The 17,750-nt window shown below is 64.8% G+C and carries 21 protein-coding genes; 6 read left to right on the top strand and 15 right to left on the bottom strand.

Features of this window, described 5'->3' with window-relative positions; genetic code table 11:
- Positions 1-5: 5 nt before the first annotated feature.
- Positions 6-953, top strand: a complete 948-nt coding sequence (locus ACM42_RS21860; RefSeq protein WP_271529873.1) for a fatty acid desaturase — start codon at positions 6-8, stop codon at positions 951-953.
- A gap of 55 nt (positions 954-1,008) precedes the next feature.
- On the opposite strand, the gene ACM42_RS21855 is transcribed toward ACM42_RS21860, so the two are convergent.
- Together ACM42_RS21855 and ACM42_RS21850 are read right to left on the bottom strand one after the other, a co-directional pair.
- A complete protein-coding gene (locus ACM42_RS21855) occupies positions 1,009-1,257 on the bottom strand; it encodes a hypothetical protein (RefSeq protein WP_028179940.1) in 249 nt (82 codons plus the stop codon).
- A gap of 137 nt (positions 1,258-1,394) precedes the next feature.
- Positions 1,395-2,375: a helix-turn-helix transcriptional regulator gene (locus ACM42_RS21850; protein WP_271529871.1), complete on the bottom strand. Its 981-nt coding sequence runs from the start codon at positions 2,373-2,375 to the stop codon at positions 1,395-1,397.
- An 86-nt stretch (positions 2,376-2,461) separates the two neighbouring features.
- Between ACM42_RS21850 and ACM42_RS21845 the strand changes: the two genes are divergently transcribed.
- Complete coding sequence (locus ACM42_RS21845; protein ID WP_271529869.1) at positions 2,462-3,106, top strand: glutathione S-transferase family protein; 645 nt, start codon at positions 2,462-2,464, stop codon at positions 3,104-3,106.
- Positions 3,107-3,327: 221 nt separating this feature from the next.
- On the opposite strand, the gene ACM42_RS21840 is transcribed toward ACM42_RS21845, so the two are convergent.
- The 3 genes from ACM42_RS21840 to ACM42_RS21830 all read right to left on the bottom strand — a co-directional run bounded on the left by ACM42_RS21840 (position 3,328) and on the right by ACM42_RS21830 (position 6,007).
- Positions 3,328-4,113, bottom strand: a complete 786-nt coding sequence (locus ACM42_RS21840; protein ID WP_271529868.1) for an enoyl-CoA hydratase/isomerase family protein — start codon at positions 4,111-4,113, stop codon at positions 3,328-3,330.
- A 123-nt stretch (positions 4,114-4,236) separates the two neighbouring features.
- Complete coding sequence (locus ACM42_RS21835) at positions 4,237-4,455, bottom strand: hypothetical protein (protein WP_271529867.1); 219 nt, start codon at positions 4,453-4,455, stop codon at positions 4,237-4,239.
- Positions 4,456-4,561: 106 nt separating this feature from the next.
- Entirely contained in the window at positions 4,562-6,007 is a 1,446-nt protein-coding gene (locus ACM42_RS21830; RefSeq protein ID WP_271529865.1) for a TAXI family TRAP transporter solute-binding subunit, read from the bottom strand.
- Positions 6,008-6,395: 388 nt separating this feature from the next.
- On the opposite strand from ACM42_RS21830, the gene ACM42_RS21825 reads away from it, so the two are divergent.
- Together ACM42_RS21825 and ACM42_RS21820 are read left to right on the top strand one after the other, a co-directional pair.
- Complete coding sequence (locus ACM42_RS21825) at positions 6,396-6,743, top strand: DUF3307 domain-containing protein (protein ID WP_050995144.1); 348 nt, start codon at positions 6,396-6,398, stop codon at positions 6,741-6,743.
- Positions 6,744-7,009: 266 nt separating this feature from the next.
- Complete coding sequence (locus ACM42_RS21820) at positions 7,010-7,408, top strand: hypothetical protein (protein ID WP_271529863.1); 399 nt, start codon at positions 7,010-7,012, stop codon at positions 7,406-7,408.
- Here the strand turns inward: ACM42_RS21820 and ACM42_RS21815 are convergent.
- Together ACM42_RS21815 and ACM42_RS21810 are read right to left on the bottom strand one after the other, a co-directional pair.
- Positions 7,405-7,719: a YkgJ family cysteine cluster protein gene (locus ACM42_RS21815; RefSeq protein ID WP_271529862.1), complete on the bottom strand. Its 315-nt coding sequence runs from the start codon at positions 7,717-7,719 to the stop codon at positions 7,405-7,407. The two genes, ACM42_RS21820 and ACM42_RS21815, sit on opposite strands and share 4 nt — an antisense overlap.
- 5 nt (positions 7,720-7,724) lie before the next feature.
- The gene (locus ACM42_RS21810; protein WP_061029950.1) at positions 7,725-8,423 is read right to left on the bottom strand and encodes a helix-turn-helix transcriptional regulator; all 699 of its coding nucleotides are present in this window, start codon (positions 8,421-8,423) and stop codon (positions 7,725-7,727) included.
- Between the two features lie 127 nt (positions 8,424-8,550).
- On the opposite strand from ACM42_RS21810, the gene ACM42_RS21805 reads away from it, so the two are divergent.
- Positions 8,551-8,826, top strand: a complete 276-nt coding sequence (locus ACM42_RS21805; protein ID WP_271529860.1) for a hypothetical protein — start codon at positions 8,551-8,553, stop codon at positions 8,824-8,826.
- 38 nt (positions 8,827-8,864) lie between these two features.
- Complete coding sequence (locus ACM42_RS21800) at positions 8,865-9,593, top strand: glutathione S-transferase family protein (protein ID WP_271529858.1); 729 nt, start codon at positions 8,865-8,867, stop codon at positions 9,591-9,593.
- 180 nt (positions 9,594-9,773) lie between these two features.
- On the opposite strand, the gene ACM42_RS21795 is transcribed toward ACM42_RS21800, so the two are convergent.
- From ACM42_RS21795 to ACM42_RS21760, 8 genes are all read right to left on the bottom strand, one after another.
- Positions 9,774-10,925: an ABC transporter substrate-binding protein gene (locus ACM42_RS21795; protein ID WP_271529856.1), complete on the bottom strand. Its 1,152-nt coding sequence runs from the start codon at positions 10,923-10,925 to the stop codon at positions 9,774-9,776.
- Between the two features lie 90 nt (positions 10,926-11,015).
- Complete coding sequence (locus ACM42_RS21790) at positions 11,016-11,435, bottom strand: acyl-CoA thioesterase (RefSeq protein ID WP_271529855.1); 420 nt, start codon at positions 11,433-11,435, stop codon at positions 11,016-11,018.
- Between the two features lie 183 nt (positions 11,436-11,618).
- Positions 11,619-12,380 (bottom strand): SDR family NAD(P)-dependent oxidoreductase, encoded by a 762-nt coding sequence (locus ACM42_RS21785; RefSeq protein ID WP_271529854.1) that lies wholly within the window; start codon positions 12,378-12,380, stop codon positions 11,619-11,621.
- A gap of 22 nt (positions 12,381-12,402) precedes the next feature.
- Positions 12,403-14,286 carry a feruloyl-CoA synthase gene (locus ACM42_RS21780; protein WP_271529853.1) on the bottom strand — a complete coding sequence of 628 codons (1,884 nt, stop codon included), beginning with the start codon at positions 14,284-14,286 and terminating at the stop codon, positions 12,403-12,405.
- Positions 14,283-15,092, bottom strand: a complete 810-nt coding sequence (locus ACM42_RS21775) for a crotonase/enoyl-CoA hydratase family protein (protein ID WP_271529852.1) — start codon at positions 15,090-15,092, stop codon at positions 14,283-14,285. The genes ACM42_RS21780 and ACM42_RS21775 overlap by 4 nt, the downstream gene beginning before the upstream one ends.
- A gap of 264 nt (positions 15,093-15,356) precedes the next feature.
- Positions 15,357-15,818: a DUF3237 domain-containing protein gene (locus tag ACM42_RS21770; RefSeq protein ID WP_271529851.1), complete on the bottom strand. Its 462-nt coding sequence runs from the start codon at positions 15,816-15,818 to the stop codon at positions 15,357-15,359.
- Positions 15,819-15,829: 11 nt separating this feature from the next.
- A complete protein-coding gene (locus tag ACM42_RS21765) occupies positions 15,830-17,149 on the bottom strand; it encodes a TRAP transporter large permease (protein ID WP_035669674.1) in 1,320 nt (439 codons plus the stop codon).
- Between the two features lie 2 nt (positions 17,150-17,151).
- Positions 17,152-17,661, bottom strand: coding sequence for a TRAP transporter small permease (locus ACM42_RS21760; RefSeq protein WP_028180703.1), 510 nt, complete (start codon positions 17,659-17,661; stop codon positions 17,152-17,154).
- Positions 17,662-17,750 lie beyond the last annotated feature (89 nt).

Here is a 17,750-nt window from a genome sequence, read left to right as displayed (position 1 = left end):
CGATCATGAGCGACGCAACCGTTTCAGAGCCTGGTCATCGCCTGAAGCCGCTGACACCGGCCATGCTGCGCGAATTGTCGGTTCGCTCCAATGTCAGGGGGGCGGCGCAGAGCCTTGGCCATTACGGCGTGATCCTGCTGCTGGGCGCGTTGATCTGGAAGGTTACGGCGACGTGGGGCGTGCTCTGGGCGCTGCCGCTGATGGTGGTGCAGGGCTATGTCGTCGCCTTCCTGTTCATGGCGGTGCACGAGACCGCGCACAAGACCGCGTTCAGGAGCCGCGGCCTCAATCTCGCGGTGGGCTATCTCTCGGCCTTCATCATCGGACTGCCTTACGAATATTACTGCCTGTTTCACTGGGACCATCACCGCTACACGCAGGATCCGGAAAGGGATCCCGAGCTGATCGTTGGGGTGAAGCCGGCATCGGATACGCAGCTCGCGCTCGCCTATAGCGGCCTGCTCCAGGTCGCCGGCCGGCTGCAGCTGATGCTTGGCCATGCGCTCATCGGCAAGGTCACCGTGCCCTGGATCCCCGAGAGCAAGCGCGCCGTCATCGTGACGGAGGCGCGAATCCATGTGGCACTCTATGCGCTGCTGCTCGCGCTCTCACTCTGGTTTTCCTCGGCGCTGCTGCTCTGGGTCTGGATCGTGCCGCTGATCATCGGGCAGTTCTTCCTGCGGCCCTACCTCTACGCCGAGCATACCGGCTGCGACCGCACCCGCAGCGCCTTCCACAACACCCGCACCACCTACACCGGCGCGGTCGTCAAATGGTTCGCGTGGAACATGCCCTACCATGTCGAGCACCACGCCTATCCCTCGATCCCCTTTCACGCGCTGCCGAAGCTGAACGAGATCGTTGACGGCGAGATCGTCCATCGCGGCCGCGGCTACATCAGAACGACGCGCGAGACCTGGGCCTGGTTTCGCCGGCAGCGGCAGGCCGGCTAGCCAGACGCAAAGCCCCGATCGCGTTGCGATCGGGGCTTTGCCGCGAGGGGAAATATCAGTAGATCCCGTAGGCGCAGACATTCACGACGCGCACGCGCAGGCCGTGACGGGTCCGGACGAGGCGCTCCTGGTAGCAGTTGCTGACGCCCGTGTTGAGGTAGATACCGCCAACGCCCCAGCCGGGACCCCAGTGGTGATGACCGTGATGGTGATGGAAGCCGCCCGCCGAGGCCGCGGTGGGCGCGAGGGCGGCAACACCGAGCGAGCCGGCAGCGATCAGACCGAGAGCAAGCTTACGAAACATCTTCATTCTCCATTTGGCGCAGGGGCCATTGTTGTGTCCCTGCATCTCGGTCGAGATGAGATGCGATCGCGTTCACACGGGATGCGGAGAATCGTGTTTCAGGATTGTTTCGTGGCCTGCGACAAAGTGTGCTGCCGTCAAGCTTTTCGCACCGCGCGATAGCGCACGGCCATCGCCTGCGTCAGCTCGATCATCTTCTCGCGGAGATCGGCGGGCTCCAGCACTTCGGCCTCGGGGCCGAGCCGCAGCAATTCCGCCGCGGCGTGCCACGACGTCTTGCCGACCGGGACTCGCGCAATGCGCCAGCCATCGGCATCTACGGTCTCTTCAAGCTGCGTGCGTGCCTTGACATAGGGCTGGCTCAGCGCGTCGAGCAGTTTGACGCCGAACGGCGACAGCCGCACCATCGCGACATTGGGATGCATCTCGGCTTCCAGGCGCAGCGTCGCGGCCTGCCAGTACGCAGCGAGATCGAAGCCGGCGGGACGATCGAAACGGTCGTCGAGCGCCGTGCAGTCGAGCACGCGCGCGACGCGATAGGTGCGCACGCTGCCGTCGACCTGGCCGGCGAGATACCAGCCGCCGCCCTTCAGCACGAGGCCGAGCGGCGCGACGCGGCGTTGCTTCTCCGCGCGCCAGCTCTGGTAGCGGATCTTGATCAGCGTCCCGCGCAGAACGGCGCCGGCAATGGCGCGCAGGTGCTTTGGGTCTTCCGCCTCGCCGAACCAGCCCGGTGCGTCCAGATGAAAACGTTCCTGCATCCGGCCGGCGTCTTCGCGCAGATTCTCGGGCAGGGCAGCCATCAGCTTGTTCTGCGCGGCGATCATCGCGGCGTCGAGCCCGAGCGCCGCCGCCGGGCCGGGCAATCCCGCCAGGAACAGCGCGCCCGCCTCGCTCTGCGACAGGCCGTTCAGCCGCACGCGATAGCCGTCGAGCAGGCGATAGCCGCCTTCCGCGCCGCGGTCGGCGTAAACGGGAACGCCGGACGCCGCGAGCGCGTCGATGTCGCGATAGATCGTGCGCACCGAGACCTCGCAGGCCTCCGCGAGCGCGGGCGCGGTGACCCGTCCCCTGGCCTGGAGGGTGGTGAGGATCGACAGCATCCGGCTCGCGCGCATGCTCCCTTAAACCATACCTGACAGAGGATGTCAGGTATGGCTCGCTACAAGCTGCGCCATCGCCAAAAGGCCAGATGGAGACCGCCATGACCGATCCGAACCGCATCACGCTGTATTACTCGCCGCAAACGCGCGCCACCGGCACGCGGGTGCTGCTGGAGGAACTGGGGGCTCCTTACGATCTTCACGTTCTCAACATGAAGGCCGGCGAGCAGCGCATGCCCGCCTATCTCGCTATCAACCCGCTCGGCAAGGTGCCGACGATCCGTCACGGCGAGGCGCTGGTGACGGAGCAGGTCGCCATCACCATCTACCTCGCCGACCTGTTTCCGCAGGCCGGCCTCACGCCCGCCCTGAACGATCCGCTGCGCGGCCCCTATCTGCGCTGGATCGCATATTACGGATCGTCGTTCGAGCCGGCCCTGATCGACAAGTTCATGCAGCGCGAGCCGGCGCCGATCACGCAATCGCCCTATGCCGATTACGACACCATGCTGGGTGCGCTCGAGGCGCAGCTGTCGAAGGGCCCGTACCTGCTCGGCGAGCGCATGACGGCCGCCGACGTGTTGTGGGGCGTCGCTTTCAGCTGGACCATGATGTTCGGCATCGTGCCGAAGAAGGACGTGTTCGTCCGCTATGCCGAACGCATGACGGCGCGACCGGCGTTCCAGCGTATCAATGCGGCGGATGATGAAATGGCCGCGCAGCATGCGGCTGCGGCTGGGGGATAGGCGGCTCGTGCCTCATTCTCCGCTGTCGTCCCGGGCAAGCGCAAGCGCAGACCCGGGACCCATATCCACAGGATTTGGTTTTGCGAAGACTCGGAGTTGCCAGCCTCGCGCCGCAACTTCTGCCTGTGGCTATGGATCCCGGATCGGCGCGCGCTTGAGGCGCGCTTGTCCGGGACGACGGCGGAGTGTGAGGCGCGCTCTCGTGCACACCAACCGATCCCTTAAAACCGCGGTGCCCGCTTCTCGGCAAACGCCTTGATGCCTTCCTTGATTTCGTCGCCCCGCATGCTGTCGCGGTGGCGCTGGTCGGCGGCGGGTTCATCGAGCTCGCCGCGAGCGAACTCGTTGATGGCGCGCTTCATGCCGCGCATCGCCTGCGGGGCGTTGCCGGCGAGGGCGCCAGCGAGCTTGTCGATTTCCTCGTCGAGGAATTCCACCGGCACCATCGCGGTGAGATAGCCGATACGCAGCATCTCCGGCGCGCCGATCTTCTGTGCGGTCAGGAACAGTTTTTTCGCATTGTCCACGCCGAGACGCGTCACGTAGCGTTTGATGCCGCTCGGGTAATAATGCAGCCCAAGCCGCGCCGCCGGCATGAACATCTCCGCGGTATCGACGCCGATCCGGAAATCGCAGGCGAGCGCGAGGTCGGTCGCGCCGCCATAGACGCCGCCGTTGAGCCGGCAGATGGTCGGTACGCCCAAATCCTCCAGCCGATTGACGACCACCTCGAAGGCCGAGCCGGCGCTCTGCTGCTCGCTCGCGCTGACTGCGCGCTCCGCCACCGAGTTGAGATCATAGCCCGCGGAGAAGGCGCGCCCGGTGCCGGTCAGCACCAGCACGCGAATATCGGGATCGGCCTCGACCCGGTCGAACAGTCTGGTCAGTTCGCCGAGATCCTCCGCCTGGAGCCGGTTGAGATGTTTCGGCCGATTGAGACGGATGGTGGCGCGTGCGCCGGTGATTTCGATCAGGGGGCCGGTGGCTGCCTCGGCGGTGTCCGACATTCTTGTCTCCATTGTCGGCGCCAAAGTGCCCGCCCCGGCGGAGGCCGTCAACGATTGCAGGTAGTTTCATTGGCACGGCTGCACCGAGCGCGCGCGTCCGTGCCGCCGTCGCTCATGGAGTGCCTACTTGAAACTTGGCGGCTCGTCGTAGCCGCGGCGGCTGCTGAAGAACAGCAGCACCATGAGCCCGACGCCGACGATGACGGAAAACCCCGCGCCCAGCGCCAGCGCCACATAGCCTTCCGTCGGGATCGGCTCGCCTTCCACCGCAATTGCGGAATAGGCGAAGTAGCCGGCCGCCGCCAGCATGGCCAGCAGAAGGATGATAAGGAGTGCACGCATGCCGCATTCTCCGGTTGCAGCCGGAAAGCCAACAATTGCGAATGGGCGGAGTTCCAGGCGGCCGGCTGACGTGCGGCGCGACGGCGAGCGGCCCCAAACCGGCGGATCAGGCGCTCTGGGCGGTCTTCACCACCACGACATTGCTGTCGTCCAGCTGGGCCGGGCCAACATCGCCCACCGTCTTGTCGGCTTCGCCGGCATGACGTTTCAGATAGTCGCGGCGCATGCCGATCTCGTCCCGGACGAACTCGTAGCCGAGCTTGAAGGTGTCGAGCCCGTCGGTACTGATCGTGCCGTCTCTGAGGCCGATAACGGCGCCGCGCAAGATGGCCTCCAGCTCGTCCTGGAGACATTCGAGCTGGTCCAGCGAGTGGGCATGCTCGATCCGCTCGCCGATGTCGAGGATGGCGGTGGAGAGCTCGCTGGCCTTCTCCGGCGCGATCCTCGTGATCTTGGCGTAGATCGCCGCGAAGATCGAACCGATGATGCTGAGCGCGGCCACGCCCACATACATCAGGTCGCTGTACTTATCGATGAACGACTTGGTGTCGTCGTTGATGTAATCGGCGGCGCCCCCGTGCGCGATCACGAACGCATCCTTCTCGACGGACGCGGGTTCTATCCTGGTGGCGAAGCCGTTGTCGAGGCCGAGCGCAGACTTGTTCTCGTAGATGATACGCGCGAGCTCGCCTGCCGTCGTCGGGGACATTCTGGATTGTGCGACCAGGAGCCATTCGAGCCCGATCGTGTCGAGATCGTCGTCGGGAATTTGCGGCGATGTCGACAACGTGCCTGCCGTCAGTGTCTCGCCGGAGATGCCCGGGAATTTGCGGGCCAGCATCTTCGCTTCGTCGATCGCGTTCAGCGTGAAGCCGCCGCGTCTGGCGACTTGCTCATAGGATTTGTCCCTGACGGCCCTGGAGGCGTGGACGATGGCGACCACCGCGCCAAAGCCGTTCGGCGGGCCAAACAGCCTGTCGAGCGTTGCGCCCTGCGGCGCCATCTGGACCCTCGCAGCCTCGGGGCCGTCCGGGACCTCGAGGATGCTGCGGACGAAGGCGAGCGAGGCTTCGTTCTCGGCGACGACCGCGACTTTCTTCTTCCTGAGCTCGGAGAGGGACTTGATCTTCTTGTTGCCGGGCCCGAGCAGCAGCACGAGATCATGCTCGAGGATCGCGAGCGTGCGCGCGCGCAGCGGCACCTTGGAGTCGCTGCGCAGGACGGCGAGGTCAGCCTGCTTGCGGTCGAATTGGGCGAGCGCCTTGGCGTTATCCGCGTTGTTGACGATCTCGATCCGGACGCGGGAGGCGTTGTCCTTCACCACAGTGGCGAGCTTGGCCGCGAACAGCGCTTCGTCACTGTCGGGAGCGCCGACGGCAAAGGTCAGCGTCTCCGAATTGTGCAGCAAGGCGCGACCGCCCCAGACGGCGGCGAACGACAGCAGCAGGGTCAGCACGACGTAGAGGAAAACCTGCTGCTGGTTTGTCTTGATCACCTTGGGGCGCCGGGGCGGCGGTTCGGTCGGGGATGAGGTGGGGCCTTCAGTACTCATGGCAGCACCTGGCCTTAATCTCGGATGGCGGTCGGCTCGCGGCGGGCGCCCTGCAGTTCGTAAATGTCTGAAAAAAGAAAGATATTCTCTGTCGTCGATGATAGCGCGACGGTAACAGAACGCAAATTTCGAGCCGGAGGTAACCGGACGCGACACGTCCGCGGCGATTGGTCATCCTATCACCAGTTAGCCACACTTGGCGATTTTCCGGTTCCCCCGGCTGCATTCCGCCGCGGGAAATGTCATAAATCGCGCGTCCCGGCGATTTGACCGGCCCAAGAAGAAGTTGCGCTGAACGCTCCAATTCTTCTCGTCACGTCAATGAGGCGTCAGCTTGTCGTTTCCTCCCATGTCATCGGCGATTCCGGTTGAAGCGCTCATTGGCTGGATGTTGCTGCTCACCTTCAAGCACATCATCGCCGATTTCGTTCTCCAGACCGCCTGGATGGCGCATGGCAAGGACCAGAAGCATGGCTGGGCCCTGCCGCTTCTGGTGCACTGCCTGATCCACCTTGCCGTTGCGCTGCCGCTGATCCTGATCGTGGCGCCGAGATTCTGGTTCGTGGCGCTGATCGACTTCGCGATCCACATCACGATCGACCGCGCCAAGGGCTTCGTCTCCGCCAATTTCGGCGTCGACCTTGCGCATCCCTGGTTCTGGACCCTGATCGGCGTCGACCAGGCGCTGCATCACCTGACCGGCTTCGGCCTCTCCATCTTCATGGCGGCGAACTGAGGGCGGCCGTCCTGCCGCCTTTGGCTGGAAGCAATCGCTTGCATCACGAAAGGTCGTCATGCCCGGGCTTGTCCCGGGCATCCACGTTCTTCGCGGCTCTCCGTAGATGGCCGGGACAAGCCCGGCCATGACGCCGGGAGGCCATTTGCGCCCCGCGCGTCCGATTCGCGGCCAGGGGGCAAGCACCCCGGGCCACTACCGGGCAGCGTGGTTAACCTTTCGTTAGAGAATTGCGCTGCATCTTCCTGACACGAGGGAGAACTGCAATGTTTTCAAGCCGCGACACCTTTGAAAGCGATTTCTGCCCGGTCCGCGACGAGCTCCTTGGCGAAATGTATCGTGCCAGCGAGAGTGGGCTGCCGAGGCTGGTTGAGAGTGTTCCCCCTGACGCGCGCGCCAGGCTGGCGCTGTTCTGCTACCGTCGCAGCCATTTGCACTCGCTGGCGGTCGCGATCGCAGCGAGCTGCAGCGAGCGCGACCTGGTCGAGAACGGCGGCCGCGTCGGTTCGACGCTCTTCGCGCTGTCGCGCCAAGGCACGGCGAAATCTTCACCGTCGCTGTCCGGCGGGCGCAAGCCGATTACGCTGTCGACCAAGCCGCTCTCGGTGCTCGCACCGCTCGATGACGAGCTCGACGATGAAATCAGCGAACCCGTTCCCGCCTAAGCGCCTTCTATAACGGGCAACCCGAACTTCCGCCGTGCCATCGCGCATTCGGCGTCGCCCGGCATGCAGGTGCGGCACACCTCCGGCCGCACTTCGTAGATGCCGCAGGCCGTCATCCTTCCGATCTCTCCCTGCAGGGCCGAGCAGCGATCACCCTCGCAGCGCATGCCGGACTGGCGCGCATTGACCAGCCCTCCGGGAATCGCGGCAAGCTCTTCGTCGCTCTCGATCGAGAAGCGCGGCCAGTTTTGCGAATAGCCGCAGCAGGCGCCGCAACCCTGGCAACAACTCGACAGGTCGATCTCTTCCATCGTCCTCACGTATCCTTTGGCGGACCCCACACCAGGCTCTGCCGCCATCTTGCGCGCAGCACGTCGCGCCGCTCCGGATATTTCTCGTCGAGATAGGTCGCCTCGACCACGCGGTCGGTGCGGAAGCTGCGGAAGTCGCCGCGCAGCTCGCACCAGGCCGCCAGCAGCCGCACCGCTTCGAGATAGCCGACCGAGATCGGCCAGATCACGCGCTCGCTGGGGCGGCCCTGCTCGTCGCGATAGCGTAGCATGATCTTCTTGCCTTCGTGGATCTGGGTGCGGGTGCGCGCCATGTCCAGGCGGTCCGGTTCCCTGTTCCAGCTCGGCCGCGCCCGGCTCGCCGGCTCCAGCACGAAAGGCCGCAGGCGCTCAGGCACGGTGTCGGCGATCTTGGCCATCAAATCTTCGGCCGCGCGCGCCAGCGTGGAGTCGGCGTGGCCCGCGACCCATTGCGCGCCCAGCACCGCCGCCTCGATCTCGTCGGGTGTCAGCATGAGCGGCGGGAGGTCAAAGCCTTTCTCCAGAATGTAACCCATGCCGGCTTCGCCACGGATCGGCACGCGTTGGCCGATCAGCGTCGCGATGTCGCGATAGATCGTGCGCTTCGAGGTCTCGAGTTCGGCCGCGATCGCGTCCGCCGTCAGCGGCTTCCGCGTGCGCCTCAGCACCTGGATGATTTGAAACAGCCGGTCGGCGCGTCTCATGACAGGTCCCTTGTCGCTGCTTTTTTCCCGGTGGTCTTTTCAGAAGGCGGCGCGCGGCTGCTGACAGGATGTTGGCAGCAGGGGAGTTCTATACCGGGACAACACATCGACTGAAGAGGATTTGTCCATGATCATTCCAACCCATTTCGGCCCGGCCGGCCCGTTGTGGCGGAGCCAGCCTTTCCAGGTCCAGGCGTGGCAGGCCTGGGCATTCAGCCGCCTCGTTTCGCTTGATGTCACGGTCGTCGACCTCCGCTTTGCGCTCGCGACCGCCGTGACGCGTTCGCTGCTCCATGCCGCGGATGCGCTGGTCCGCCACGTGATGGGCCGCGCCTGGCGAGGGGCGCGCTTCGCAGAAGATATCACGGCTGCTGCCACCATGGTGGCAGCAGCCGGCCGCTAGGTTCCGTCAATTCGTTCGACAGGTTCAGGAGAGCCCGCATGATCACGCTTTACGGCTTTGGCGCCGGTTTCGGCCTGCCGGAAATCAGCCCCTTCGTCACCAAGACGGAAGTGCAGCTCAAGATGGCGGGGCTGCCTTACCGGAAGGAGCGGGCGATGCCGCCCGCTTCCCCCAAGGGGCAGCTGCCATTCATTGACGACAGCGGCGAGGCGGTGGCCGATTCCACCTTCATCCGCGCCCATATCGAGCGCCGCTACGGCTTCGATTTCGATGCCGGGCTCTCTTTGCAGGAACGTGCGCAGGCCTGGGCCTTCGAGCGCATGATCGAGCATCACGTCTACTGGGCGCTGGTCGGCGCACGCTGGGTCGATCCGGTCAATTTCGCCAAGGGGCCTGCGCATTTCTTCGACGGCGCGCCGGAGCACAACCGCGAGAAGCTGCGCGAGGATGCGCAATTCCGGGTCGCCGAGAACTATCTGCTCTCCGGCCTCGGCCGCCATGCGCCGGATGACGACGTTGATCTCGCGGTGCGCTCGCTGTTCGCGCTGTCGGTGCAACTCGGCGACAAGGCGTACCTGATGGGCAGCGAGCCTTGCGGCGTCGATGCCACCGCATTCGGCGTGCTCGCGGGGATCCTGACGCCCTTCTTCGAGTCCGGACTGCGCCAGCGGGCCGAGGGATTTCCAAACCTCACCGCCTATGTCGATCGCATGATGGACAATTACTATCCGGAGTTCGCCTGGACCCCGCTGCGGCAGGCGGCGTAGGAACGCGGCGTATCCGCTTCGTCATGGCCGGGCTTGTCCCGGGCATCCACGTTCTTCGCGCCGTGGATGGCCGGGACAAGCCCGGCCATGACGACCTCAGTGGCGATGCCATTCTAGAAGCGGAAAACAAAAGAGCCGGCCCGATGGGCCGGCTCTCGTCGTCTCACATCTTTCGCGCGCCTACTTCACCAGCATGTACTTGCCGTCCTTCACCGTGAGCAGGATGCGCGAGCGCTCGTCGAGGCCGTAGCGGTCCTTTTCGGTGAAGTTGTAGACGCCCTGGCTCGCCGCCAGCTCCTTCTCCGTCAGCAGCGCCTGGCGAATGGCTTCGCGGAATTCCGGCGTGCCGGGTTTTGCGGTTTTCAACGCCGTCGGGATCACGCGCTTGAGGATCTCGAACGCGTCGTAGGAATGGCCGGCGAACTGGCTGCGGCTGTTCGGACCATACTTGGCTTCATAGGCCGAGTTCAGCGCGAGGCCCGGCTTCTTGGTCAGCGCGCTGTCCGGCTGGTCCTCGGGGTCCATGACGGGCCCGGAGGCCATCAGCACGCCCTCCGCCGCTTTGCCGGCGATGCGGATGAAGTCCATGCTGGCAGCACCATGGGTCTGGTAGATCAGGCCCTTGTAGCCGCGTTCGCGCAGCTCGGTCTGCGGCAGCGCGGCCGCGGTGCCGGACGCGCCGACCAGGATTGCGTCGGGATTGGCGGCGACCAGCTTCAGCACCTGTCCGGTCACCGAGGTGTCAGGACGGGCAAAGCGCTCCTCGTCGACGATGGTCATGCCCATCGGCACGGCCTGGGCCTTGAGGTCGTTGAACCAGAGGTCGCCGTAGGAATCGGAATAGCCGATATAACCGAGCGTCTTCACGCCCTTGGTCTTCATGTGATCGTACAGCACCTTGCCCACGATCGGAATCGGCTGCGGCATCGCGACCGACCACTTCATGCGCTCGGGCGTGATCGGGAACGGCGCAAGACCGAAATGCGGGATCCCGGCCTCGTTGGCGACGTTGGAAACCGCGATGGTCGGCGGCGTCAGGGCCGAGCCCATGATGATGTCGGCCTTGGACTCGGTCACGAAGCGGCGGGCGTTGGTGGTCGCGGTGGTGGGATCGCCGCCGTCGTCGAGCACGATCACCTTCAACGGCACGCCGCCGATCTCCTTCGGCACGAATTCCAGCGCATTGCGCTCGGGAATGCCGAGGGCTGCGCCCGGGCCGGTCGTGGTGGTGGTGATGCCGATGGTGATTTCGCTGGTCTGGGCCAGCGCAGGCAATGCTGGCAGCGCCAGCGCGGCCGCGGTGATGGCGGCGGTCAGGTAAAAGCGTTTCATCTATTCCTCCCTTGACGAGTTTCTTTGAAAGCAGAAATTGGGGGGTAATTCAGCCCCCTCTTTTGGTGATGCGGCGATTTAGCTCCAGACTTAACTCCCCGTGAATTTGGCTACCATTTCCGCCGGGAATGGTGCGGATTTCAGCTTGTCGGGGTTAACGGGATCGCGGCCGACCAGGACGCGGGTCTCAAACCCCTCGAGCGCCAGCGCCTCGCCCTTGTAGACGTTGTGCTTCACCTCGAAGCTCGAGCGCTTGATGCTCTCGATCCTGGTTTCGATGGTGATCCAGTCGCCATAGGTCGAGGGGATGTAGAACTTGGCCCGCGTGTCGACCATGGGAATGCCAACCAGGCCGTATTTGCGGACCAGGTCCTGCTTGGAGAAGCCGGCGACCTCGAACAGGGTCGAGGTCGAATCGTCGAACATGGCGAAATAGCGCGGGTAATAGACGATGTTGGCGGGGTCGCAATCGCCCCACTGGATCTGGACCTCGCGCCGGTTCACGAACATAAGTTATGCATCCACTAGCGCTGTGACACACCTCTCCCGGAGGGAGAGGTCGAATTGCGCAGCAATTTGGGTGAGGGAGTACGGTCTCTCGATGGGGCAGGGCCCCTCACCCGGCGCTGCGCGCCGACCTCTCCCAATGGGAGAGGTAAGGTCGAGGTCGCTTTTGTAATCCCGCTCATCGATTTATTTCGGCGCCATGCGCAGCGAGCCGTCGAGGCGCACCACTTCGCCGTTCAGGTAGGCGTTCTCGACCATGTGCAGCGCCAGCGCGGCGAACTCGTCGGCATTGCCGAGCCGGCGCGGGAATGGGATCGCTGCGGCGAGCGAGTCCTGGGCTTCCTGCGGCAGGTTGGCGAGCAGCGGCGTGAGGAACAGGCCGGGCGCAATGGTCAGCACGCGGATGCCGAACTGCGCGAGCTCGCGCGCGATCGGCAGCGTCATGCCGACGATGCCGCCCTTGGACGCCGAATAGGCCGACTGGCCGATCTGGCCGTCATAGGCGGCGACCGAGGCGGTGTTGATGATGACGCCGCGCTCGCCGGTCGCCTGCGGCTCGAGCTTGGACATCTCGGTCGCGGCGAGGCGCAGCATGTTGAAGGTGCCGATCAGGTTGACCTTGATCACCTTGTCGAAATCGGCGAGCGCCATCGGGCCGTCGCGGCCGACCACGCGCTTGGCAACGCCGATGCCGGCGCAATTGACCAGCACGCGGGCCGGGCCGTGGGCCTTCGTCGCCTGCGCGATCGCGGCTTCAGCGGAAGCGGCATCCGAGACGTCGCAGGTCACGGCGACGCCCTTGATCTCGGCGGCGACGGTTTCCGCGAGCTTGGCATTGAGATCGAACACCGCGACCTTGGCGCCCTGCGCCGCCAGCTTGCGCGCAGTCGCCGCACCCAACCCCGATGCGCCGCCGGTGACGATGGCTGCCTGATCCTTCAACAACATGGCATTCTCCTTTGGCGATGGTTTATCCGACCGATATCACACGGTTCGATGGATTGGCAGCGTAGAGCTCCTCGATCAGCTCGCCGCGATGCTCCAGCACCGCGCGCTGGTTGATCGAGCCCTTGTCGGTGACCTCGCCCTTGTCGATCGAGAGCGGCGTGTCCATCAGGATCGCGCGCGTGATCCGTGTCGAGGAGCCCGTGGCCGAAGCGAGGAAATGGGTCAGGCGCTCGCGAAACGCCTCGCGCACCAGCCGGTCGCGCGTCGCGACGACGAGATCGTCGGTCGGCAGCGTCGGGTTGATCAGCCGGCAACCGTCGAGATCGAGCACGACGAGCGCGGAAATCTCGTCGCGGTTGATGCCGGCGATGACGACGTCGCGCACCAGCGGTGCGCAGGCCGCAACGAAGCGTGCGCGCAACGGACCGACGCTGACCCAGGTGCCGCTCGCCAGCTTGAAATCCTCGCTGACGCGGCCGTCGAAGTCGAAGCCGGCGTTGAGATCATCAGGATCGGCCGGCTTGAGCGCATCGCCGAGCTTGTAGAAGCCTTCCTCGTCGAAAGATTTCGCCGTGATGTCGGGCTGGCGCCAGTAGCCGGGCATCACGTTCGGCCCCTTGCAGCGGACCTCCAGCTTGCCGTTGTTCGGCACCAGCTTGGCGTCGTTGCCCGAGACCGGCAGGCCGACATGGCCGGAGCGGCTGGTGCGCGGATTGACCGACATGAAGAACGGCGCAGTCTCGGTCGCGCCCAAGCCCGTTAGCATCGGCACGCGGTAGCCCTTTTCCTTCACCGCGAGCTCGTCGAGGCTGTCCCAGACGAAGGGCGACAGCGCCGCGCCAGAGAAGAACATCGCGTGCAGCCGGTCGAAGAACTTTGCGCGCAGGCCCTGATCGTCGCGCAAATACGGTAGCAGCGATTCGTAGCCCTTGGGCACGTTGAAATACACCGTGGGCGAAATCTCCTGGAGATTGCGCACGGTCTCCTCGATGCCGCCGGGCATCGGCTTGCCGGCGTCCAGGTACATCGAGCCGCCGTTGTAGAGCGTCAGGCCGATATTGTGGTTGCCGCCGAAGGTGTGGTTCCAGGGCAGCCAGTCGATGATGACGGGCGGCTCGTCCTTGAGAAAGGCGAGCGTCTCGCGCAGCATCACCTGGTTGGCGCAGATCATGCGCTGGGTGTTGATGACGGCCTTGGGATTGCCGGTCGAGCCCGAGGTCAGCAGGAATTTTGCGATCGTGTCGGGGCCGATCCTGCCGTGGACCTCGTCGAGATCGCGGCGGAGCGGCGTCGCCATGAGGTCGGCGAGCAGGGTGACGTCGCGGCCCGGCACGTGGCCATAGGACGCGGCGATCTCGGTGCCGAGCGAGACATTGGCGGTGAGTGCGTCGGCGAACTTGTCGGCATCCTCGGCGAAGACGAGGCCAGGCGTCAGCAGCTTCATCAGATAGGACAGCTTGCCGTAATCCTTCGACACCAGCGAATAGGCCGGCGACACCGGGCAGAACGGAACGCCCGCGTAGAACGCGCCGAAGGCGAGCAGCGCATGGTCGATCGAATTGCCGGAGAGGATGACGACAGGGCGCTCTGCGGACAATCCGCGCGCAATCAGGCTCGACGCGATGTGCCGGCTCGCGGTCAGCAGCTCGGCATAGGTGATCTTGCGCCAGCCGCGGCCGCCTTCGCGCTCGGCCATGAAGACGCGGTCCGGCGTCGTCGTCGCCCAATGATGCAGGCGCTCGGTGATGCGGACGGGATAGTCGCCGAGCGGCTGCTTCGGCCTGAGGTAAATCGTGCCGTCATCGCGGCGCTCGACGTTGACGGCGGGATCGCCGAACGAGATCGGCCGCAGCGGGAAAGTGCTCGCGCCGCGCTCCGTGCTGGAAGAGGACGGCTGCGCGCTCATGACTTCGGCTTTACCTTCGCGGTCTTGTGCTCGAGGAACTCGCGGATCCGGCGCTTAGCCTCCTTGTCGCTCTGCGCGACGGTGGCCATCAGCGATTCCATCAACAGACCCGTCTGCGGATTGGCCTCCGCGATCATCGGCAGCGCCTGGAGCACGGCAAAATTGGTCAGCGGCGCGTTGGAGGCGATCTTGGTCGCAAGCTCCAGCGCCTTGCCGAGCCCGTTGCCGGCCTCCGTCAGATATTGCGCGAAGCCGTAGGAAGCGCCCTCGGTCGCGCTGTAGACACGTCCGGTCAGCATCATGTCCATCATCCTGGCGACGCCGATCAGCCGCGGCAGCCGCACCGAGCCGCCGCCGCCGACGAAGATGCCGCGTTGCCCCTCCGGCAGCGCGAAATAGGTCGAGGGCTCGGCGACTCGGATATGCGCGGCGCAGGCAAGCTCCAGCCCGCCGCCGATCACGGCGCCCCGGAGTGCCGCGATCACGGGCACGCGGCTGTACTGGATGCGGTCGAACACCCGGTGCCACATCTGGGAATGGAGCAGGCCGCCGGTCGCGTCATGCTCGGTCAGCTCGGAGAGGTCGAGACCTGAGGAGAAATGATCGCCGATGCCGTGGATCACGACCGCGCCGATGTCCTCGGGCAGGGACGCAAAACACTCGCCGATTTCCAGGATGATGCCGTCATTGAGCGCATTGCGCTTGGCCGGCCGGTTCAGACCCACGGTCAGAACCCGGTCCGTCCGCTCGATCCTCAACAGACCGGAGGCGCCCGCGTTGGCGGTCTCGGCGTTTCCCTGTGTCATTTGCGTCCTTATCAGAATAGTTATGTTGTATAACGAATTTGGAAGGAGTCAAGGAGGGGGCGGCGCAGGGGAAATGCGGATGATCGGTCAGGCGGGGGCCTCCAAATTCGATGTCGTCCCTGCGAAAGCAGGGATCCATAACCCCAGGGATTGGCGGAGATTGGTCGTTCGGTACTTCGACCGCCGGCAATCGATGGATTCCGCGGTATGGGTCCCGGCTTTCGCCGGGACGACGAGCGGAGTGTGCCGAAACCGGGGCGTCTCTCACACAACCTGGTGCACGTCGATCACCACGCGGTCCGCATGGCGCGCGGCCGAGCCGACAAAGATGTGCTCCATCAGCCAGCGATACTTGTCGTGCCCGGTCTCGAACCGCGGCACGGTGCGGAAATAGATCAGCTTGGGATCGACCGGCTCGCCGCGCTTGAGCTTTTGCAGGAGCTCGACCGGGCCGAAGCGCATGCCCTTGTTCTCGACATAGATAACTGCGCCGTCGTCGGTCGCGAAGGCGTATTTCGCTTCGAGATCGATCAGCTCGTTGGGGCGGATGGTCTGGAAGTCGGCGCCGAACGGCAGCACCTTGCCCGTGATCGCGCCATTCACCTCGCCGCCGATGATCGGGATGATGCGGCGAACGCCGATGCCGGTCTCGCCGGCGGTGACGACCTCACCGATCCGCGCGGTGATGGTGAAGACGTACTTTGTTTCGAGGGTGGGGGTGGTCATCGCTTCACCTCTCAATGCGCCATCATGCGCGTCGGCAGCCAGGTCGCCAGCAGCGGGAAGGCGATCAGGATCACGAGGCGCACGAGGTCGGTCGCCACGAACGGGATCACGCCCTTGAAGATCGTGGAGAAGGACACGTCCTTCACCACGCTTTTTATGACGAAGACGTTCATGCCGACCGGCGGATGGATCAGGCCGAGCTCGACGGTCATGACGATGATGATGCCGAACCAGATCGGGTCGAAGCCGAGATGCATGATCACCGGGAAGATGATCGGCACGGTCAGGATGATCATCGCCATGGCGTCCATCAGGCAGCCGAGCACGAGATACATCACCATGATCAGCGCCAGCACGCCGTAGGGCCCGAGGCCGAGACCGGTGAGGAATTCCGTGACCTTCTGCGGCGTCTGCGTCACCGTGAGGAAATAGCCGAAGATCAGCGCGCCGATCAGCACGGTGAACACCGCGGCCGCGGTGCGTGTGGCCTGCAGCAGCGAGGCCAGCACCTTCTCGCGGTCGAGGCGGCCGGTCAGCACGCCGATGATGAAGGCGCCGGTGGCGCCGACGCCGCCGGCCTCGGTCGGCGTGAACCGCGGCAGGAACGGCAGGCCGTAGAGGCCGCCGATCACGAAGACGAACAGCAGCACCGGCGCCCAGATCTCCTTCAATCCGGCAAAACGTTCGCGCCACGGTGTCACCTTGCCCTTGGGCAGGAAGTCGGGGCGGAAATAGCCGATCAGGAAGATCGTGATCATGTACATGGTCATCGCGAGCAGGCCTGGGATGATGCCGGCGATGAAGAGCTTGCCGATGTCCTGCTCGGTGATGATGCCGTAGACCGCGAGCACGGTGGAGGGCGGCAGCATCGCGCCCAGCGTGCCGCCGGCCGCGATCACGCCGGTGGCGAAGGACTGCGGATAGCCGAACCGGCGCATCTCGGGATAGGCAACGGCGGAGAAGGTCGCGGCCGTCGCGACCGAGGAACCGCAGATCGCGGCAAAGCCGCCGCAGGCGCCGACGGTCGCGATGCCGAGCCCGCCGCGCAAATGGCCGACAAAGCCGTTGGCGGCCCGGAACAGCTCCCGGCTCATGCCGGAATTGCTGACGAAGGAGCCCATCAGCAGGAACATCGGAATGACGCCGAAGGTGTAGTCGGTGACCGTTCGCATCGAGGTCTGGCCGACCAGCTTCAGCGCCGGCGTGGCGCCGACCAGATAGGAAAAGCCGGAGACGCCGACGAGGCCCATGGCCATGCCGACGGGCACGCGCAGCAGCATCAGGGCGAAGAGGGAAACGAAGCCGATAACGGCGACGGCATCGGTGCTCATGATTACTCCGTCGCCTTGATCTTGGGGTCGTGCATCTCTTCGGGATGGAAGATCAGCCGGTAGGTGCGGATCGCGATCAGCAGCACGGCGCAGACGTCGCCGATCCAGGCGACGAGAAAGAAGGGCCATGTCGGCATGTGCAGGTCGAAGGTCTGGACGTTGTCGTTGTAGGTGCCGCGCACCTTGTCGAACAGCGTCCAGGTCTGCACGGTGACGACGAACAGCAGCACCAGCGTCGCGAACACGTCGATCCAGCGCTGATAGCGCGGGCCGACATTGCCCCAGACCAGGTCCACCGTGATGTGAGTGCCGCGATAGGAGGTCGCCGCGATGCCCCAGAAAATGAGGATGCCGAGCAGCATGCGGCCGATGTCGAAACTGTCGGGGATCGAATAGTTCAGCGTGTTGCGCAGCAGCACCGACAGGAAGATGTCGAGCGCGACGATGCCGACGAAGCCGGCCGCGATCCATTCGATCGAGTCGATCACGCGATCCATCCAGGAGCGCTTCATGGGGTGGTCCTGTTCAAGATGAGTGCGAGTTGCATCCACAGCGGTGCTGCGCTCCCTCTCCCGCTTGCGGGGGAGGGTTGGAGTGGGCG

The sequence above is a fragment of the Bradyrhizobium sp. CCBAU 25338 genome (assembly GCF_028128965.1).
GTDB lineage: Bacteria > Pseudomonadota > Alphaproteobacteria > Rhizobiales > Xanthobacteraceae > Bradyrhizobium > Bradyrhizobium liaoningense.
This window is presented reverse-complemented; position numbering and strand designations above follow the sequence as displayed.

Bases quoted from the DNA above. Each gene is read 5' to 3' on its own strand.
- ACM42_RS21860 (WP_271529873.1), top strand. From the start codon at position 6: ATGAGCGACGCAACCGTTTCAGAGCCTGGTCATCGCCTGAAGCCGCTG.
- ACM42_RS21855 (WP_028179940.1), bottom strand. From the start codon at position 1,257: ATGTTTCGTAAGCTTGCTCTCGGTCTGATCGCTGCCGGCTCGCTCGGT.
- ACM42_RS21850 (WP_271529871.1), bottom strand. From the start codon at position 2,375: ATGCGCGCGAGCCGGATGCTGTCGATCCTCACCACCCTCCAGGCCAGG.
- ACM42_RS21845 (WP_271529869.1), top strand. From the start codon at position 2,462: ATGACCGATCCGAACCGCATCACGCTGTATTACTCGCCGCAAACGCGC.
- ACM42_RS21840 (WP_271529868.1), bottom strand. From the start codon at position 4,113: ATGTCGGACACCGCCGAGGCAGCCACCGGCCCCCTGATCGAAATCACC.
- ACM42_RS21835 (WP_271529867.1), bottom strand. From the start codon at position 4,455: ATGCGTGCACTCCTTATCATCCTTCTGCTGGCCATGCTGGCGGCGGCC.
- ACM42_RS21830 (WP_271529865.1), bottom strand. From the start codon at position 6,007: ATGAGTACTGAAGGCCCCACCTCATCCCCGACCGAACCGCCGCCCCGG.
- ACM42_RS21825 (WP_050995144.1), top strand. From the start codon at position 6,396: ATGTTGCTGCTCACCTTCAAGCACATCATCGCCGATTTCGTTCTCCAG.
- ACM42_RS21820 (WP_271529863.1), top strand. From the start codon at position 7,010: ATGTTTTCAAGCCGCGACACCTTTGAAAGCGATTTCTGCCCGGTCCGC.
- ACM42_RS21815 (WP_271529862.1), bottom strand. From the start codon at position 7,719: ATGGAAGAGATCGACCTGTCGAGTTGTTGCCAGGGTTGCGGCGCCTGC.
- ACM42_RS21810 (WP_061029950.1), bottom strand. From the start codon at position 8,423: ATGAGACGCGCCGACCGGCTGTTTCAAATCATCCAGGTGCTGAGGCGC.
- ACM42_RS21805 (WP_271529860.1), top strand. From the start codon at position 8,551: ATGATCATTCCAACCCATTTCGGCCCGGCCGGCCCGTTGTGGCGGAGC.
- ACM42_RS21800 (WP_271529858.1), top strand. From the start codon at position 8,865: ATGATCACGCTTTACGGCTTTGGCGCCGGTTTCGGCCTGCCGGAAATC.
- ACM42_RS21795 (WP_271529856.1), bottom strand. From the start codon at position 10,925: ATGAAACGCTTTTACCTGACCGCCGCCATCACCGCGGCCGCGCTGGCG.
- ACM42_RS21790 (WP_271529855.1), bottom strand. From the start codon at position 11,435: ATGTTCGTGAACCGGCGCGAGGTCCAGATCCAGTGGGGCGATTGCGAC.
- ACM42_RS21785 (WP_271529854.1), bottom strand. From the start codon at position 12,380: ATGTTGTTGAAGGATCAGGCAGCCATCGTCACCGGCGGCGCATCGGGG.
- ACM42_RS21780 (WP_271529853.1), bottom strand. From the start codon at position 14,286: ATGAGCGCGCAGCCGTCCTCTTCCAGCACGGAGCGCGGCGCGAGCACT.
- ACM42_RS21775 (WP_271529852.1), bottom strand. From the start codon at position 15,092: ATGACACAGGGAAACGCCGAGACCGCCAACGCGGGCGCCTCCGGTCTG.
- ACM42_RS21770 (WP_271529851.1), bottom strand. From the start codon at position 15,818: ATGACCACCCCCACCCTCGAAACAAAGTACGTCTTCACCATCACCGCG.
- ACM42_RS21765 (WP_035669674.1), bottom strand. From the start codon at position 17,149: ATGAGCACCGATGCCGTCGCCGTTATCGGCTTCGTTTCCCTCTTCGCC.
- ACM42_RS21760 (WP_028180703.1), bottom strand. From the start codon at position 17,661: ATGAAGCGCTCCTGGATGGATCGCGTGATCGACTCGATCGAATGGATC.